This is a genomic window from Citrobacter sp. Cs237, from assembly GCF_030332325.1.
GTDB lineage: Bacteria > Pseudomonadota > Gammaproteobacteria > Enterobacterales > Enterobacteriaceae > Citrobacter_A > Citrobacter_A sedlakii.
This window is the reverse complement of record NZ_JAOWIB010000104.1, coordinates 42,648-59,007: the sequence shown is the minus strand read 5'-3', so window position 1 is coordinate 59,007 and position 16,360 is coordinate 42,648. Positions and strand designations below refer to the sequence as shown.

18 protein-coding genes are annotated in these 16,360 nt (G+C 52.6%); 12 read left to right on the top strand and 6 right to left on the bottom strand.

The window, feature by feature from the left end:
* Positions 1–117 precede the first annotated feature (117 nt).
* Positions 118–393, bottom strand: coding sequence for a DUF1435 domain-containing protein (locus tag OGY07_RS12290; protein WP_042292378.1), 276 nt, complete (start codon positions 391–393; stop codon positions 118–120).
* Between the two features lie 205 nt (positions 394–598).
* Here OGY07_RS12290 and OGY07_RS12285 point away from each other — a divergent pair, with 205 nt between their 5' ends.
* Complete coding sequence (locus tag OGY07_RS12285; protein ID WP_286600856.1) at positions 599–1,663, top strand: GGDEF domain-containing protein; 1,065 nt, start codon at positions 599–601, stop codon at positions 1,661–1,663.
* Between the two features lie 113 nt (positions 1,664–1,776).
* Entirely contained in the window at positions 1,777–2,565 is a 789-nt protein-coding gene (gene fhuF, locus OGY07_RS12280; protein WP_042292249.1) for a siderophore-iron reductase FhuF, read from the top strand.
* 25 nt (positions 2,566–2,590) lie between these two features.
* On the opposite strand, the gene OGY07_RS12275 is transcribed toward fhuF, so the two are convergent.
* A complete protein-coding gene (locus OGY07_RS12275; RefSeq protein ID WP_042292252.1) occupies positions 2,591–3,940 on the bottom strand; it encodes a PTS sugar transporter subunit IIC in 1,350 nt (449 codons plus the stop codon).
* A 234-nt stretch (positions 3,941–4,174) separates the two neighbouring features.
* Between OGY07_RS12275 and OGY07_RS12270 the strand changes: the two genes are divergently transcribed.
* Positions 4,175–4,633 carry a YbaK/EbsC family protein gene (locus tag OGY07_RS12270; protein ID WP_286600853.1) on the top strand — a complete coding sequence of 153 codons (459 nt, stop codon included), beginning with the start codon at positions 4,175–4,177 and terminating at the stop codon, positions 4,631–4,633.
* Between the two features lie 46 nt (positions 4,634–4,679).
* On the opposite strand, the gene bglJ is transcribed toward OGY07_RS12270, so the two are convergent.
* The 4 genes from bglJ to pobA all read right to left on the bottom strand — a co-directional run bounded on the left by bglJ (position 4,680) and on the right by pobA (position 8,339).
* A complete protein-coding gene (gene bglJ / locus OGY07_RS12265) occupies positions 4,680–5,312 on the bottom strand; it encodes a DNA-binding transcriptional activator BglJ (RefSeq protein WP_060570311.1) in 633 nt (210 codons plus the stop codon).
* Positions 5,273–5,995 (bottom strand): helix-turn-helix domain-containing protein, encoded by a 723-nt coding sequence (locus OGY07_RS12260; protein WP_205612337.1) that lies wholly within the window; start codon positions 5,993–5,995, stop codon positions 5,273–5,275. Before OGY07_RS12260 ends, bglJ begins: the two co-directional genes overlap by 40 nt.
* Positions 5,996–6,245: 250 nt before the next feature.
* The gene (locus OGY07_RS12255; protein ID WP_286600849.1) at positions 6,246–7,139 is read right to left on the bottom strand and encodes a helix-turn-helix domain-containing protein; all 894 of its coding nucleotides are present in this window, start codon (positions 7,137–7,139) and stop codon (positions 6,246–6,248) included.
* Between the two features lie 15 nt (positions 7,140–7,154).
* Positions 7,155–8,339 (bottom strand): 4-hydroxybenzoate 3-monooxygenase, encoded by a 1,185-nt coding sequence (pobA, locus tag OGY07_RS12250; RefSeq protein WP_042292266.1) that lies wholly within the window; start codon positions 8,337–8,339, stop codon positions 7,155–7,157.
* A gap of 294 nt (positions 8,340–8,633) precedes the next feature.
* On the opposite strand from pobA, the gene OGY07_RS12245 reads away from it, so the two are divergent.
* The 9 genes from OGY07_RS12245 to OGY07_RS12205 all read left to right on the top strand — a co-directional run bounded on the left by OGY07_RS12245 (position 8,634) and on the right by OGY07_RS12205 (position 16,359).
* A complete protein-coding gene (locus tag OGY07_RS12245; protein WP_042292269.1) occupies positions 8,634–9,410 on the top strand; it encodes a threonine/serine exporter family protein in 777 nt (258 codons plus the stop codon).
* Positions 9,401–9,874, top strand: a complete 474-nt coding sequence (locus OGY07_RS12240; RefSeq protein ID WP_042292271.1) for a threonine/serine exporter — start codon at positions 9,401–9,403, stop codon at positions 9,872–9,874. The genes OGY07_RS12245 and OGY07_RS12240 overlap by 10 nt, the downstream gene beginning before the upstream one ends.
* 96 nt (positions 9,875–9,970) lie before the next feature.
* A complete protein-coding gene (gene dnaT / locus OGY07_RS12235) occupies positions 9,971–10,510 on the top strand; it encodes a primosomal protein DnaT (RefSeq protein ID WP_042292273.1) in 540 nt (179 codons plus the stop codon).
* Between the two features lie 2 nt (positions 10,511–10,512).
* The gene (gene dnaC / locus OGY07_RS12230) at positions 10,513–11,250 is read left to right on the top strand and encodes a replicative helicase loader DnaC (protein WP_042292276.1); all 738 of its coding nucleotides are present in this window, start codon (positions 10,513–10,515) and stop codon (positions 11,248–11,250) included.
* A gap of 152 nt (positions 11,251–11,402) precedes the next feature.
* The gene (locus tag OGY07_RS12225) at positions 11,403–11,897 is read left to right on the top strand and encodes a YjjA family protein (protein ID WP_072015037.1); all 495 of its coding nucleotides are present in this window, start codon (positions 11,403–11,405) and stop codon (positions 11,895–11,897) included.
* A 275-nt stretch (positions 11,898–12,172) separates the two neighbouring features.
* A complete protein-coding gene (gene opgB / locus OGY07_RS12220; RefSeq protein ID WP_286600841.1) occupies positions 12,173–14,464 on the top strand; it encodes a phosphatidylglycerol--membrane-oligosaccharide glycerophosphotransferase in 2,292 nt (763 codons plus the stop codon).
* A gap of 185 nt (positions 14,465–14,649) precedes the next feature.
* On the top strand, positions 14,650–15,294 hold the full coding sequence (locus OGY07_RS12215; RefSeq protein ID WP_286600839.1) for an EAL domain-containing protein: 645 nt from the start codon (positions 14,650–14,652) through the stop codon (positions 15,292–15,294).
* Positions 15,291–15,842, top strand: a complete 552-nt coding sequence (locus OGY07_RS12210) for a helix-turn-helix domain-containing protein (protein ID WP_286600834.1) — start codon at positions 15,291–15,293, stop codon at positions 15,840–15,842. Before OGY07_RS12215 ends, OGY07_RS12210 begins: the two co-directional genes overlap by 4 nt.
* Before the next feature lie 10 nt (positions 15,843–15,852).
* Positions 15,853–16,359 (top strand): Csu type fimbrial protein, encoded by a 507-nt coding sequence (locus OGY07_RS12205; RefSeq protein WP_042292287.1) that lies wholly within the window; start codon positions 15,853–15,855, stop codon positions 16,357–16,359.
* Position 16,360 lies beyond the last annotated feature (1 nt).

The following is a 16,360-nucleotide window of genomic DNA, read 5'->3' as shown; positions in this document are numbered from 1 at the left end:
TGGCGGAATTGGTAGACGCGCTAGCTTCAGGTGTTAGTGTCCTTACGGACGTGGGGGTTCAAGTCCCCCCCCTCGCACCAATTATCTTACGGCCTCCCTTCTGCTGTTCCCCGTTGTTTATCCCTGATTCAAATTCATCATTACCAGCATCATTCCACCGATCAACGCAACGCATGATGGCAACAGAACAAAATGCCGCAGGTGTTTGTGATACAGCATCACCGGAGTGAGTAATAGCCCTAATACAATAATGGTCTTCCAGACCTCAAGGGAAAGATCGGCAAACGCCAGTCCGGCAATCACGATCCCCGGCAGTAATACTCCCCAACCACTGCCCAGCGCCCGTTGCAACATGGTTTCACCTCTAACACTGATAATGATAACCAATATCATATGATAAACTTTCTCATTTGTCAGTACGCCGTTGCACACCCTGACATCAGCTTTACTTAAGCATTGATGACATGAATTCTTTAAGGTGATAAATTGCGCAGCGGTAAACATAGAAAGCAAATACCTCTTACTTTGAGCGAGCGACTTCTCGCTTTTTTCACGTGGCCTGAACAGTGTAATTGTTAGATAAATAATGAATTAAGACATGACTGCACAATCCTGGCTTTCCCTGCGCGCTAAAAAATATCAGCTCTCTCTCCGTCTGTTTTTGTTTCTTAACGCCGTTTCCGCTTTGTTTGCTATCGCTTATCCGATCTATCAGATTAAAACCGTCTCAGTGCCGGGTATTGTTATTCTGGCGCTGAGCGCGGCCCTCCTCGCGTGGCACGGTAGACACGCCAATCAAAGGATTAATTTACCGATCGTTTCTTTCGCGTTTGGCGGGCTATGGGCGGCGCATATTACGTTGAAATACACCGAGCTCCCGTCTCCGGACGACACTTTCCTGCTGATGGCGTTACTGACTGTTTTATTCATCGGATCTATTTCATTTGCCAATAATATTGTCGCTTTTACGCTTCACTCGCTGCCCTCCGTACTGGTCTGCCTGTGGTTAAACGGCAATGAACAGGGCCTGCGGATCCTCTATTTCCTGGCGTTGCCCATGGCGGGAGTGGCGATTCAGCATGCAATCCAAAAACGTTACGATGATTTCGCCCAGCAGCTGATGTACAAACTGTTGGCGGAAAAAGAGACGTTGAACGACCTCAGCATGCTCGATCCTTTAACGGGGTTATACAACCGGCGGGGACTTCAACACCGTCTGGAGACCCTTCTTGAGACGGATACCGATGAGCATTACGTGTTGCTGATCGATATCGACCATTTCAAAGCCTACAACGACCATTACGGACACATGATGGGCGATCAGGCGCTGATGCGCGTATCCGCGGCTATTCGCGACGCCGTACGTTCGCGTGATGTGGTTGCTCGCTTTGGCGGCGAGGAATTTATGGTTTTGCTGACGGCAGCCGATCCGCAGCAGGCGCATGCCGCCGCTGAGCGTATTCGTCAAAGCGTGTATGACCTTAAGATCCCACACATGTTTAATGAAAGCGTCGCGACCAACGTCACGATCAGTATTGGTATCGCGCCGCTGACAGGCAGAGAGATCGAAAGCGCCATTAGCAGTGCGGACAAAGCGCTTTATAAAGCCAAGCATCTGGGACGTAACCATATTTTAGCCAGCAGCGATCCCGGTATCGCCTGACGCGGTATGGTGTAATCGTGCGGCGTGAGAAGCAAGCCTGACAAAGCGCTTGCTATCGGTTATGCCTATAGCTAGGATTAGCAATCATTATCATTTAGATTATTATCCAGACTATGGCTTATCGTTCCGCATCCGTCATTGATAACGTCATCTGGCGAACGCCTCTGCAGCCGCAGCGCCCTTCGCTGGCGGAGGCCGTACGCGCAACTATCGCCCAGACACGCGAGCACCTGCTGGATTTCATTCGTCTGGACGAACCTGCTCCCCAGTCTGCTATGACTCTGGCGCAATGGTGTCGACCAAATGAGCTGCAGTCATTGCTGGCGGTCTATTCCGACCATATTTATCGCAACCAGCCCACGCAGCCGCGAGAAAACAAGCCACTGCTATCGCTGTGGGCGCAGTGGTATATCGGTTTGATGGTGCCGCCGTTGATGCTTGCCTTATTAACGCAGGAAACGGCCATCGATGTCTCTCCCGAGCATGTGCACGTGGAGTTTCATGAAACGGGTCGCGCCGCGTGCTTCTGGATTGACGTTCATCCGGATCGTCAGGCGACGGAATGCTCTCCGCAGATGCGCATTGAAATCCTGATCAAACAGGCGCTAACGCCTGTCGTCCAGGCTCTTGAGGCCACGGGCGAAATTAACGGTAAACTCATCTGGAGCAATACCGGTTACCTTATTCACTGGTACCTCAACGAGATGAAACCGCTGCTTGGCGAAGAGTTACTTCACGCGCTTCGCCATGCCTGCTTCTTCGAAAAACAGCTTTCCTGCGGCACTGATAACCCACTCTGGCGGACCGTTGTCCCGCGCGAAGGCGTACTGGTACGCCGCACGTGCTGCCAACGTTACCGCCTGCCCGACGTGCAGCAATGCGGCGACTGCACGCTGAAATAAGCCGGGAGCTTTCGCTCCCGGACCGTTATAACGCAATCTGCTCGCTTTCGGCGTCAGTTCGCTGCGCTTCTTCCGCTTCCTGCGCCAGTAACTGCTTCTCATATACCTTAAAGAAAGGGAAGTAGATAATGGCGGAGACCAGCGCCAACAGCACTACCAGGATCGCCGCGCGATAATCCCAGCCTAATGCCCATGCCGCCCCCACCGGCGCAGGCGCCGTCCACGGCACCACCGAAATCACCCGACCAATCAGATCAAACTGCATGGCTGCCCATGCGATGATGGCGTTGACCATGGGCGCCAGCAGAAAAGGAATGAAGAACACTGGATTCATCACGATGGGCGTACCAAATATCACCGGTTCGTTGATATTGAAGATGCTGGGCACCACGCTTAAGCGACCAATCGAACGCAGATGTACGGAACGGCTGCGAAGGTAACAAATCACCAGCCCCATCGTCGCTCCTGAACCGCCAATGACAATGAAGAAGGTCCAGAACGCCTCCATAAAAATGTGCGGTAACGGCGCGCCCTGCGCCAGCGCCGTCTGGTTCATGCCGAGATTGGTCAGCCAGAACATTTGCAGCATCCCGGAGACGATCGCCGCGCCATGGATGCCCGCAAACCACAGCAGATGCCCAATCAGCACCGCCAATAAAATTGCCGGCAACGAATCGGCTGCCGAAACCAGGGGTTTAAAGATGGCCATGATCGCCTGCGGGATCAACATGTCGAACTGCGCCTGGATCAGCAAGCTGAGTGGATACAACGTCAACACAACGACCAGCACGGGGATCAACAGATCGAAGGAGTTTTTGATCATCGGCGGCACCTGATCCGGTAAGCGAATACCGATGTTATGCGTCTTCAGAAAACGCATCATCTCAACGCAATAAATCGCCACCAGAATCGCCGTAAAAATACCTGTACCGCCAAGACTGTCAACCGGCAACGTCCCCTTCGTTTTTGGCGCGGCGATCAATAAAAAAGCCATAATCGCCAACATTGCGCACATAAAGGGATCAAGCTGATGTGACTTCGCATAGTGTTTTCCGAGGTTGTACGCAATCGCCGCGCAGATGTAGATAGACATGATCCCCATCGTCATATCGAACGGGGTAAGGATTTGTCCTTCAAACTGCTTTGCCAGATCCAACCAGCCTCTGGCAAAACCCCAGGTGGTGTCGGGGGAAAACGGCGGATAGGCGAAAACCAACAGAAACGATCCAACAATCATAAACGGCATCGCAGAAATAAAGCCGTCGCGAATAGCCATGACATGACGTTGTGACGAAATACGCCCCGCGACAGGGCTGACGTAGTTTTCGACGAACCGGAAAATCACATTAAAGACTGCATGGTTGGTAGATTTCATAAGTGGCTCTTTTTATGTGATACAGAGGAAGTGACAACTGCAGTATTAATCGCCCTTTCGCGTACTGCAACCGGTTACGGTAACCGGTTTCCGTGAATGTGAAGAGGATCGAAAAAACGTCTATGTTACTGGTTTGTTACATTAAAATATTTACAGCGGCGCCTGTCTTATGACAAATTACGCCAGCGGTTTTGCACACACTGGAAAACCGTCGAATGGTGTCAGGAGAAAAGAATGAGTTTGCAATCCGTACGGCAGTTTCTGGCCGAACATGCGCCCGATATTGAAATCATTGAATTAGAGCAAAGCACCGCCACGGTTGATCTCGCGGCAAAAGCGCACAATGTGCAACCGGGACAGATCGCAAAAACCCTGTCGCTAAAAGTCAAAGACATGATCGTACTGATCGTCGCGAAAGGCGACGCGCGACTGGACAATAAAAAACTTAAAAGTACCTTTGGCGCGAAGGCCCGAATGCTCAGTTGTGATGAAGTGGTGAACGCGACGGGTCACCCGGTTGGCGGCGTTTGCCCGTTTGGCCTGGAGACGCCGTTACCGGTTTATTGTGATGTGTCGCTAAAGACGTATACCGAAGTGCTTCCCGCCGCTGGCGCAATCCATAGCGCTATCCGCATTTCACCAGAACGGATGGCTGAACTGACCTCAGCGACCTGGGTGGATGTCTGCCAGTGAAGGTCAACCGTGCGCATTCCTCTTAAGAGAAGCGCGATTCCCGCGCCTACAGCAGAATATCCGCCGCGTTCAGCAAACCGGCGTCCGAACTGACGCCCAGTTTCGACATCACATTAAATTTATGCGCCCGAATGGTTTTAATATTTCGCTCAAGCTCAACGGCGATTTCAGGCATAGAGTAACCGTGGGACATAAAACGCAAAATTTCACGCTCAGTAGGGCTGAGCATCCGACTCTGTGTGAGATACCAGAGATTATGATTACTTTCATTAATTCGGCGGGTACCGCTAAGCGCCGTAAATAATGCTTCCTGTAATACCGGCAGCGACGCCTCTTTACTGAGAACGCCGTCCAGCGGCGACGGCGACAGCGCGCCGATTAATCGCGCTTCGACGTTATCATCGGCAATCACCAGACGTCGCATACGGGGAAAATTGGTGGCCAGTTCAGCCAGACACATTAACCCCATCCGGCGATCTTTTCTGATTGAAGAAAGCGAGAAAATAACGGCAGAAAATGTCGTTGTGTTCATCGCCTGTAGAAATTCATCTCGTGTCGAGTAAAGGTGCAGTTTATAGTGATATTCAGTATTTGTTTTAAATAAATCCTGAATACCAATACCGCTCATAACACATTTTTCTATGAGTGCGACATTTCCCGCATAGCTTCGGTTTTCCATTCTGGCGTATCTCCATATACAGAAGGTAAATTCAGCTCTCTCGCTCCTTGAGAACTGTTAATCCAGGCGTACATCTCAGCGTTGCTGTTGATTGATAAACGGCGCATCGCGCTATTTTTCTGGGCGCTGATGGTTTTATTACTTTTCTTTAGCAGCATCGCGATCTGATTGATGCCCCATCCCTTGCCTAACAAGCGCAGCACTTTTCGCTCGGAGAGCGTTAAAATAATAGAACGCGAACCAAATTCCGCGTGCTCGACGTGTTCTGGCGACAGCAACGTTTGGCTCACGCTGTCAGGATGTTTGCTGCCTGCACGCAAGGTGTTGACCAGGTTTTCAATCGGTTCCACATCGGACAGCAGCGTACTGGATGGGCACATTAGCAATTCCACCGCCTGCGGATACCAGGCGCGTGAGACGAGAAAAACCCAATGGATATCGCGATACTGAGAGATCAGGGTGGAGAACTGTTCACAGATAGTGCGCGGATGGCGGCACTCTCCGGTAAGATCGGCGATGACAACGTTAGAACGACGAAGTTGTAATAACGTAAGTTCGTCGACAGCGCGACAGGTGGAGACGTCATATTCCGGGAAATGCCGATGCATCACCCCATTCAGTCCAGCCTGAATGACCGGTACTTTGCTGATAATAATTCCGTTTTTGCAGCATCCTGGCAACATATATCCTCCACATCCCATAGCCGTTATCGCCCTGTTATTTTTGCAATTTGCGCAGAAAAACATTATTCAACGCAATACAAATAAACATAACAATAATCAGTATGAATTGTTAATCCCTGGTTTTCTTTCAGAATTCATATGGGCGATTATACAACTATCCACGTAGTATAATGCAATCCTGCCCCGTCAATATTTAACCATAAATCCAGAATGAGACATTAAAATATTCTTAAATTATAAATTAGCATTACTAATCCTTTTTGAGATAACGGATTTGTTTCATTAATTCACGAAATGCTTTAGGCGACATATTTTCATTTTTTTTAAAGAAACGCGAAAAGTAAGTCACATCGCTAAACCCCAGGTAATCTGAGATCTGGTTGATGGTCATGCTGGTATATTGCAGACTGCGTTTGGCTTCCAGCATGATGCGCTGATGCACGACGATTAATGCACTGCAATTATGAAATTCACGGCATAACTGATTAAGGTAATTCGCGGAGAGTCCCACCCGACGCGCATATTCCCCCAGCGGGAGGTGCTCGCGATAATGACTTTCGATCTGGCGCGCAAAAAGACGCATTGCGCTACGTCTGCGCGCCAGTTTGTCGTCCTGTTGTATTGCCGGTCGATGTTGCCGACGCAGCCAGACCAGTAGCGCGCTCAGCAACGCAAACAGCATCATTTCCCGCGCCTCATGATCCGTCTGGTATTCCTTACGTAACGCCGAAAACAGGCTGTGAATATGGCGACGGGAGTGTCCCACCTGCACGCACTGCGGGGCGCTGAGCAAAGAGAGCGGCTGTGGAAACTGCGCCTCCAGGCGGCTTATCAGCGGCAGGGCAAGCGAGAGCACATAGCCCTGGGTTCCCGGTGAGAAACGAAAGCCATGCACGCACAGCGCAGGCACCACCTGCAGGCAGGGCTCCCGCATGACCGTCGAGAGTCCTTCAACCTCGATCGTCGCCTCCCCCCGGTGCAAATAGAGAAGCTGGACAATCTCGGCGTGCTGGTGCACCCGGATGTGCCATTCATGCAGGCTGCTGCGCTGATGGATCGACTCACAGTGCAGCAATTCCGGCGTCGGCCACCCCTGTTGTTCGCCATACAGTTTGAAAACGGGAACCCCATCAGTGAATGGCATCTTCTCTCCTTCTCGTTAACCCACTTTTTCGTATGGCAGCCCGACGTAGTTTTCCGCAATGGTCGTCAGTCCGGCGACAGACCCAAGATAATATTGCCGATCCGCCTCCTGCATCTTGCGGTCGAAATCGCTCTTGTCCTGAAAATCATGCAGCAGGTGAGTCATAAACCAACTGAATCTTTCCCCTTTCCAGACCCGGTTAAGGGCCAGGCGTGAATAGCTTGCCAGCAGGTCGCCCCGCCCATGCTGGTAATATTGCGTCAGAATACGCCATAAATAGTTCACATCCGAGGCGGCAAGATTCAGGCCCTTCGCCCCGGTGGGCGGAACGATATGCGCCGCGTCGCCAACCAGGAACAGCCGACCATACTGCATTGGTTCCACGACGTAGCTGCGTAGCGGCGCGATACTTTTTTCCAGTGAGTGACCCGTCACTACCTTTTGTGCTAATCCGTCCGGCAGCCGCCGTTTGAGTTCGTCCCAGAAGCGCTCATCGCTCCAGGCCTCAACCTGCTCGCTAAGCGGCACCTGCAAATAGTAACGGCTTCTTGTTAGTGAGCGCTGACTACAGAGCACGAACCCGCGTTCATGATGGGCGTAAATCAGCTCCGGATTCACCGGTGGCGTGTCGGAGAGCAGCCCCAGCCAACCAAAAGGCCAAAGACTTTCATACTCGCGGATCGCCTCGCGCGGAATACTTTGCCGCGAGACGCCGTGAAAGCCATCGCAACCGGCGATGAAGTCACAATCCACACGACACTTCTCCCCCTCCTTTTCAAACGTGACGTACGGGCGATCGCTTTTGGCGTCGTGAATGTCTACCTGCTGCACGCCATAAATCGTGGGCGCTCCACATTCGCCACGTTCCTGCATTAAGTCCCGCGTGACTTCCGTTTGGCCGTAAACCATCACGCTTTTTCCACCGGTTAATTCGCTCAGCGCCACGGGGATACGTTTACCGTCGAAGATAAACTCAACGCCATGATGTACCAGCCCTTCATTGTCCATGCGTCGGGCGGCTCCCGCTTCGCGCAAAAGATCTACGGTCCCGCTTTCCAGAATGCCCGCGCGGATCCGGCCAAGCACATACTCCGGCGTCTGGCGTTCAATGATAAGCGTGCGGATCCCCGCCTTATGCAGCAATTGCCCGAGCAACAGGCCGGAAGGCCCTGCGCCAATAATGGCGACCTGAGTTTTCATCGCGTCCCCCAGCTTATAGTTGATTATTTGTTTAAACAATGTTGATCAAAAGTTTCAAATTGCATTTTTGATAAGCACGCGACGAAAAAGAAGGTCAAAATGCGGACAAAAATTGCACTTTTCACCGATTTGATAAAAGTGTGGCGCAGTTCAAATTCTCATCTGCAGAGAACTGGTTCTTTTTTCAACATAAAGATTGATCTCAGCGGGAGCCAAAAAACGTCCGCTTCATGATACAAAGAAGTCTTTCGTCATCAGTCAGTACGCAACGCGTCTTTTCAGTCAGGGCGAGTCATGCAAGAAGAGCAGTCATTTCAGCGAACGGTTACACGGTTGTGCATTCAGTGCGGGCTTTTTTTACTGCAACACGGTGCGGAAAGCGCGCTGGTTGATGAACTCTCCACCCGCCTCGGTCTGGCACTGGGCATGGACAGCGTGGAAAGCGCTATCTCCTCAAACGCCATCGTCCTGACCACCATCAAAGACGGGCAATGCCTGACCTCAACGCGTAAAAACCAGGACCGCGGGATCAACATGCATGTGGTGACAGAGGTTCAACATATTGTGATCCTCGCTGAACATAAGTTGCTGGATTACAAAGGCGTCGAGAAGCGCTTTAGCCAGCTCAGACCGTTACGTTACCCGCGGTGGCTGGTCTCGTTGATGGTCGGCCTGTCCTGCGCTTGTTTCTGTAAGCTGAACAACGGCGGCTGGGACGGCGCGGCGATCACCTTCATCGCCAGCATGGTCGCGATGTATATCCGACAGCTGCTGGCGCACCGCCATCTGCATCCGCAGATCAACTTTTGTATTACGGCATTTGTCGCCACCACAATTTCCGGTTTATTGCTGCACCTGCCGGCCTTCCGCCTGACGCCCACGGTGGCGATGGCCGCCAGCGTCCTGCTGCTGGTGCCTGGTTTTCCACTGATCAACGCCGTAGCGGATATGTTCAAGGGGCACATCAACACCGGGCTGGCGCGCTGGGCTATCGCCAGCCTGCTGACGCTGGCGACCTGCGTGGGGGTGGTGATGGCATTAACACTGTGGGGGCTTCGCGGATGGGTATAATCGATTTTATTCTCGCGCTGATGCAGGACATGGCGCTTTCCGCCATACCGGCGATGGGTTTCGCGATGGTGTTTAACGTGCCGCACCGCGCGCTGCCCTGGTGTGCGTTGCTTGGCGCACTCGGACACGGCTCGCGCATGGTGATGATGAGCGCGGGTTTCAATATTGAGTGGTCGACTTTTGTCGCCTCACTGCTGATCGGCAGCATCGGCATTCAATGGTCGCGCTGGTATCTGGCGCATCCAAAAGTATTTACCGTTGCAGCGGTGATCCCGATGTTCCCCGGCATTTCCGCCTACACGGCGATGATTTCCGCGGTAAAAATCAGCCACTTTGGTTACAGCGAGGCGCTGATGATCACGTTGCTGACCAATTTCCTCAAGGCGTCGTCGATTGTCGGCGCGCTGTCGATCGGCCTGTCGGTACCCGGCCTGTGGCTTTACCGCAAGCGTCCACGCGTATAATCCTGGCGGCAGGTTCCTCCCTGCCGCTCGCCCGCCCCGGTGTGTTACTATAGAAGCAGAGTCCCTTCTCGGTTGCAGTCCGTATTGAGAAACGTTATGTCATCCAGAATTTTAACCCCGGACGTCATTGGTATTGACGCCCTATTACATGACCACCAGACGGTGCTGGCAAAATCCGAAGGCGGCGCGGTAGCGGTGTTCGCCAATAACGCCCCGGCCTTTTACGCGGTCACTCCGGCGCGTCTGGCGCAACTACTGGCGCTTGAAGATAAACTAGCCCGTCCGGGTTGCGACGTGACGCTGGACGCTCAGCTGTATGAAGAGCCGCAGCCGGTGCCGGTTAGCGTGCCGCTGGGGAAATTTGCGATGTATCCCGACTGGCGCCCGGACGACGACTTTCAGCGTCAGGCCGCGCTTTGGGGCGTGGCGCTACGCGAGCCGGTCACCGCCGAAGAGCTGGCCGCGTTCGTGGCTTACTGGCAGGCGGAAGGCAAAGTCTTTCATCATGTCCAGTGGCAGCAAAAACTGGCGCGCAGCGTACAGATAGGCCGCGCCAGCAACGGCGGGTTACCGAAGCGCGACGTCAACACGGTCAGCGAACCTGACAATCAAATTCCACCGGGTTTTAGAGGGTAACAATGAAAAACGTTGGCGATCTGATGAAACGTCTGCAAAAAATGATGCCAGCACACATCGAACCTGCATTCAAAACGGGTGAAGAGCTGCTGGCATGGCAGAAACAGCAAGGTGAAATCCGCGCAGCGGCGCTGGCCCGCGAAAACCGGGCGATGAAAATGCAGCGTACCTTTAACCGTTCCGGCATTCGTCCATTGCATCAAAACTGCTCCTTCGATAACTATCATGTTGAATGTGAAGGACAGATGAACGCGCTCAGCAAAGCGCGCCAGTACGTTGAAGAATTTGACGGCAACATCGCCAGCTTTATCTTTTCGGGCAAGCCGGGAACCGGAAAGAATCATCTGGCGGCAGCCATTTGCAATGAACTGTTGCTGCGCGGCAAATCGGTGCTGATCATTACCGTCGCGGATATTATGTCCGCGATGAAAGAGACCTTCAGCAACCGGGAAACCAGTGAAGAGCAGTTGCTAAACGATCTCAGTAACGTCGATCTGCTGGTGATCGACGAGATCGGCGTACAGACAGAGTCACGCTACGAAAAAGTGATCATTAATCAGATCGTCGATCGGCGCTCTTCCTCCAAGCGTCCGACCGGCATGCTCACTAACAGCAACATGGAGGAAATGACCAAATTGCTGGGCGAGCGGGTGATGGATCGTATGCGGCTCGGCAACAGCCTGTGGGTGATCTTCAACTGGGACAGCTTTCGCAGCCGGGTCACCGGTAAAGAGTATTAATAGCCTGATGGGCGGGTTCTAAGACCATTCTTACCTTTCACAGCGCTATACTGCGCTAAACGTGCCTGATGGCGCTACGCTTATCCGGTCTGCGATTCATGTCATCAGGCCGGATAATCCGCCATACCGATAACTTCCTTACATGAGTCAGTATGATGAAAACAGCTAAATACCTTCTGGGCTGCGCGGTAACCGCCAGCGTGTTTATCGCCACCAGCACCTTTGCCGCCTCCTGGCAGGAGTCGCTTTCCAGCGCCGCCAATGAACTGAGCAAGCAAAGCGCCTCTTCTTCCCAGAGCGGAACGTCGCTTTCTTCCCTGACCAGCCTGCTTAACGGCGGCAATCAGGCGCTGAGCGCGAACAATATGAACAACGCCGCAGGTATTTTACAGTACTGCGCGAAGCAGAAACTGGCCTCAGTAACCGACGCGGAAAACGTGAAAAATCAGGTACTGGATAAACTCGGGCTGGGTGCGACAGAGCAGAAGCAGGACACTCACTATCTGGACGGCATTCAGGGTCTGCTGAATACCAAAGACGGCCAACAGCTTAACCTCAACACTATCGGCAGCACGCCGCTGGCGGAAAAAGTGAAAACGAAAGCCTGTGACCTGGTGCTAAAGCAGGGAATGAACTTCATTTCCTGACGCCAGAAGCCGCGTTTCAGCTGTCTCCCTGCTGGCGCGGCGTTTGCCGCTTCTTTTTATCCTTTTCCCCCTCTCGTCCCCCGTATAGCGGGAAGTGACAGCGATCAAAAAAGTCTATTTCTAAACCAATTCTGAATAACATCGCATTAATATGTCACTAGAATTGCAGCTAAGTGACAACCCCATTACATTGTACTTCCTGAAAAAAGATTCACTGCCAGCCAACGCCTGGTTAAGCGCCTTTCTGCAAGAAGGCTATTCGTGAGGATCGTCTGTTGTCTGAGTTACTTTCCATCGTTCTGTTTCTCGCTTCCGTATTCATTTATGCGTGGAAAGCGGGTCGCAACACCTGGTGGTTTGCCGCAACATTAACCGTGCTGGGGCTGTTTGTGATTTTAAATATCACGCTCTACGCCAGCGACTATTTTACCGGTGACGGCATTAACGACGCAGTGCTCTACACGTTGACCAACAGTCTGACGGGGGCAGGCGTGGGCAAGTACATCCTGCCAGGCGTCGGCATTGCGCTGGCATTAGTGGCGGTCTTTGGCGCGCTGGGCTGGGTGCTGCGCCGTCGTCGCCACCACCCGCACCATTTTGGCTACAGCCTGCTGGCATTGCTGCTGGCTCTCGGTTCAGTGGATGCCAGCCCGGCCTTTCGCCAGATCACCGAACTGGTAAAATCCCAGACCCGCGATGGCGATCCTGATTTCGCGACATACTATAAAGAGCCTGCGAAGCGTATTCCTGACCCGAAGCTGAATCTGGTTTACATCTATGGTGAAAGTCTCGAACGTACGTATTTCGATAACGACGCTTTTCCGGATCTGACCCCGGAACTGGGGGCGCTGAAAAATGAAGGGCTGGACTTTAGCCACACTCAGCAACTGCCGGGCACCGACTACACCATCGCCGGAATGGTCGCTTCGCAGTGCGGCATTCCGCTGTTCGCCCCGTTTGAAGGTAACGCCTCGGCGTCCGTTTCCAGTTTCTTCCCGCAGAATATTTGTCTGGGGGATATCCTGAAAAACTCCGGCTACCAGAACTATTTTGTCCAGGGCGCCAACCTGCGTTTTGCCGGAAAAGACGTATTTCTGAAATCCCACGGCTTTGACCATCTGTATGGCGCGGAGGAGTTAAAAAACGTGGTGGCAGATCCGGCCTACCGCAACGACTGGGGCTTTTACGACGATACGGTGCTGGACGAAGCGTGGAAGAAGTTTGAAGAACTGTCCCGTTCCGGCCAGCGTTTCTCACTGTTTACCCTAACGGTCGATACCCATCACCCGGATGGCTTTATTTCGCGCACCTGTAATCGTAAGCGCTACGATTTTGACGGTAAGCCGAACCAGTCATTCAGCGCGGTAAGCTGCAGCCAGGAAAACATTGCCGCCTTTATCCAGAAAATCAAAGCGTCACCATGGTTTAAAGACACCGTTATCGTGGTCTCTTCTGACCATCTGGCTATGAACAACACCGCATGGAAATACCTGAACAAGCAGGATCGTAATAATCTGTTCTTTGTGCTGCGTGGCGACAAGCCGCAGCAGGAGACGCTGGCGGTCAAGCGTAACACCATGGATAACGGCGCAACGGTGCTGGATATTCTCGGCGGCGATAACTTTATCGGTCTTGGCCGCAGCAGCTTATCCGGTCGGTCCTTGTCCGAAATCTTCCTTAACAGCAAAGAAAAAATCCTGTCGATGAAGCCGGACGTTATCCGTTTGTGGAACTTCCCGAAAGAGATGAAAACGTTCACCGTCGATCGGGATAAAAACATGATCGCTTTTTCCGGCAGTCATTTCCGTCTGCCGCTGCTGCTGCGGGTCTCCGACAAGCGCGTCGAGCCGCTGCCGGAAAGTGAATACTCCGCACCGCTGCGCTTCCAGCTTGCCGATTTCGCCCCGCGAGATAACTTCGTCTGGGTCGATCGCTGCTACAAGATGGGCCAGCTGTGGGCGCCGGAACTGGCGCTTTCGACTGACTGGTGCGTGTCGCAAGGACAGCTTGGCGGTCAGCAAATCGTACAACATGTCGACAAAGCGCAGTGGAAAGGCAAAACGGCATTCAACGAGACGCTCATCGACATGGAACGTTATAAAGGCAACGTCGACACGCTGAAGATCGTTGATAACGACATCCGCTACAAAGCCGACAGTTTTGTCTTCAACGTGGCTGGCGCGCCGGAAGAAGTGAAGCAGTTCAGCGGGATTTCCCGCCCGGAATCGTGGGGACGCTGGTCGAACGCCCAGCTCGGCGATGAGGTGAAAATCGAATACAAGCAGCCGCTGCCGAAAAAATTTGACCTGGTGATCATCGCGAAGGCATTCGGCGACAACGCCAACCGCCCAATTCCGGTGCGGGTTGGCAAGCAAGAGCAGACGCTGGTGTTAGGTCACGACGTCACCACCACCACGCTTCATTTTGAAAACCCCTCCGAGGCGGATACGCTGGTGATTGTTCCGCCTGAACCGGTTTCCACAAACGAAGGCAATATCCTCGGCCACTCACCGCGTAAGCTCGGTATTGGGATGGTGGAAATCAAAGTGGTTAACGGCCAAAGCTAACATTATCAGGCGGGATAATATTCCGCCTTTAACCCTTAAACACAAAATATAAACCTATAAAAAAATAAAAAACCAGTCATAATAACCTTATAAATAGAAATTATATTTATAAATATCCTGCAGAAAAATAATCCCTTACGCTTTCCCGACATTCATTTTCAGGGCAAGCGAACGCGCCGGTTATCATGCTTACAGGTTATAAATTCGAATCTATCCGCGTTTTACAAAGTGAAAACGTTATCGCCTGGGAGGTGTTGTCCACCGCCCCTGATGAGGTAGACCTGGAGCATTTTTTCAGTCACTTATCGTTGCAGGACAGGTTCAGCCTCTTTTTTGCTCAGCTCACTCACGTCCTGCAAACAACGCAGACGGGTAAATATTATCTCAACGCCAGTGAGGATGTGCTGCTGAGCGAGGGGTTCATTGAACGCCTGGCAGCGGAAGTACGTCAGCCGGAAAAGATTGCCATTGAGCTCACAGACCTTGAGCGTCTCCGCGCGCTCAGCCCTGACGAAAGCCGCAGGCTACGTGAGCGCATCGCCACCCTTCGTCAAATGGGCATTGCCGTCTGGGCCGACGATGTCCATGACGACATTCTCACCTGCCTGCTCGAACAGGCCTACGCCTTTTCCGGTGCGAAAATCGACAAACACGCCTTCTGGGCCGGTCGCGAACAGCAAACTCCGCTGTTGAAGCTGGCTCAGCGTTGCCGACAGATTGCGGAAGAAGTGCTGATAGAAGGCATTGAGACCGTCAACGATTACGAATTAGCCTGCCGCTCTACGGCGCATTACGGCCAGGGTTATCTGTGGAATAAACCAGCACTATGACTCCCTCATTTGCAGAGCGTTATCAGCTCATTGTATACAGCGACAACTACTATCTCTGGTCAGGGTTACGCCACTTAATCCGCGAGATGGGCGAACCACAACTGTCGATTGCCTGGCACAACGATCTCTCCAGTAAGAGTCTGTTCCAGCTACGCGAAACGATGCTTAACGATGCCAGCAGCAGAAGATGGTTGGTCGTCACCCCTGACAACCGTCTGCGCGAAGTGCAGCAAATCCTGCCGCCTGAAAACATCTGCGTAATCCGTGACACTCTGACGCTAAAGCAGTTTGCCAATCATCTCCGTCACCCTGATTTTCGCCGCACGATCCAGAAAGATGCGCCACTGACCCGAACAGAAGTGAGCGTTTGTTTATTGATCATTAAGGGATTTTCCACAGTGAAAATTGCCGAAATGATGAACAAATCGCCGAAAACCATTTACACCCATAGACGCAACGCGATGGTCAAGTTTCATTGCCATACGCTGGCGGAACTGCATCGAAAAATGCATCTGATGGAAAGCCGTTCGCTTTACCTGTCATCGTAAGGACGAAAACATGAAAATTTCTTCCCGCGCGCTCCCGGCGCTTTGTCTCAGTTTATCCGCACTTGTCGCGCCGCTGGCGTGGGCTGACAGCACGGCCAGCGCCACGCTGCACGTCTCGCTGGAGGTGCTGAAGTCCTGCACGCTGCAGGCTAACGATCTGAATTTTTCTCGCCACGGTTCCGACGAAACCAACGAGATTCAGGCCAGTACGCAGCTCAGCGTGCTGTGCACTAACGGTACGCCGTTTTCGCTTTCTGCCGCCAGCGCCGACAGCGAAAACGATGGAACATTCTGGCTGAAAGCAGAAGACAGTAGCCTCGGCGCGAAAAATATCGCCTATAAGCTGTATGCCGACGAAAGTAAGAAAACGCCGGTAAACGCCAGCGGCGGCATCGAAGGCACGGGTAACGGTCAAACGCAGTCAGAAACCCTCTACGGCGTCATTGAGGCTGGCGCGCTGGCCGAGGCCAGGGCCGGTTTATACAGCGATGATGTGACGCTGAATCTGGTGTACTAAT

Bases quoted from the DNA above. Each gene is read 5' to 3' on its own strand.
- OGY07_RS12245 (WP_042292269.1), top strand. From the start codon at position 8,634: ATGCAAGAAGAGCAGTCATTTCAGCGAACGGTTACACGGTTGTGCATT.
- OGY07_RS12270 (WP_286600853.1), top strand. From the start codon at position 4,175: ATGAGTTTGCAATCCGTACGGCAGTTTCTGGCCGAACATGCGCCCGAT.
- OGY07_RS12215 (WP_286600839.1), top strand. From the start codon at position 14,650: ATGCTTACAGGTTATAAATTCGAATCTATCCGCGTTTTACAAAGTGAA.
- OGY07_RS12210 (WP_286600834.1), top strand. From the start codon at position 15,291: ATGACTCCCTCATTTGCAGAGCGTTATCAGCTCATTGTATACAGCGAC.
- dnaC (WP_042292276.1), top strand. From the start codon at position 10,513: ATGAAAAACGTTGGCGATCTGATGAAACGTCTGCAAAAAATGATGCCA.
- OGY07_RS12255 (WP_286600849.1), bottom strand. From the start codon at position 7,139: ATGCCATTCACTGATGGGGTTCCCGTTTTCAAACTGTATGGCGAACAA.
- bglJ (WP_060570311.1), bottom strand. From the start codon at position 5,312: ATGGAAAACCGAAGCTATGCGGGAAATGTCGCACTCATAGAAAAATGT.
- pobA (WP_042292266.1), bottom strand. From the start codon at position 8,339: ATGAAAACTCAGGTCGCCATTATTGGCGCAGGGCCTTCCGGCCTGTTG.
- OGY07_RS12240 (WP_042292271.1), top strand. From the start codon at position 9,401: ATGGGTATAATCGATTTTATTCTCGCGCTGATGCAGGACATGGCGCTT.
- OGY07_RS12275 (WP_042292252.1), bottom strand. From the start codon at position 3,940: ATGAAATCTACCAACCATGCAGTCTTTAATGTGATTTTCCGGTTCGTC.
- OGY07_RS12290 (WP_042292378.1), bottom strand. From the start codon at position 393: ATGATATTGGTTATCATTATCAGTGTTAGAGGTGAAACCATGTTGCAA.
- OGY07_RS12225 (WP_072015037.1), top strand. From the start codon at position 11,403: ATGATGAAAACAGCTAAATACCTTCTGGGCTGCGCGGTAACCGCCAGC.
- OGY07_RS12260 (WP_205612337.1), bottom strand. From the start codon at position 5,995: ATGTTGCCAGGATGCTGCAAAAACGGAATTATTATCAGCAAAGTACCG.
- OGY07_RS12205 (WP_042292287.1), top strand. From the start codon at position 15,853: ATGAAAATTTCTTCCCGCGCGCTCCCGGCGCTTTGTCTCAGTTTATCC.
- fhuF (WP_042292249.1), top strand. From the start codon at position 1,777: ATGGCTTATCGTTCCGCATCCGTCATTGATAACGTCATCTGGCGAACG.
- OGY07_RS12285 (WP_286600856.1), top strand. From the start codon at position 599: ATGACTGCACAATCCTGGCTTTCCCTGCGCGCTAAAAAATATCAGCTC.
- dnaT (WP_042292273.1), top strand. From the start codon at position 9,971: ATGTCATCCAGAATTTTAACCCCGGACGTCATTGGTATTGACGCCCTA.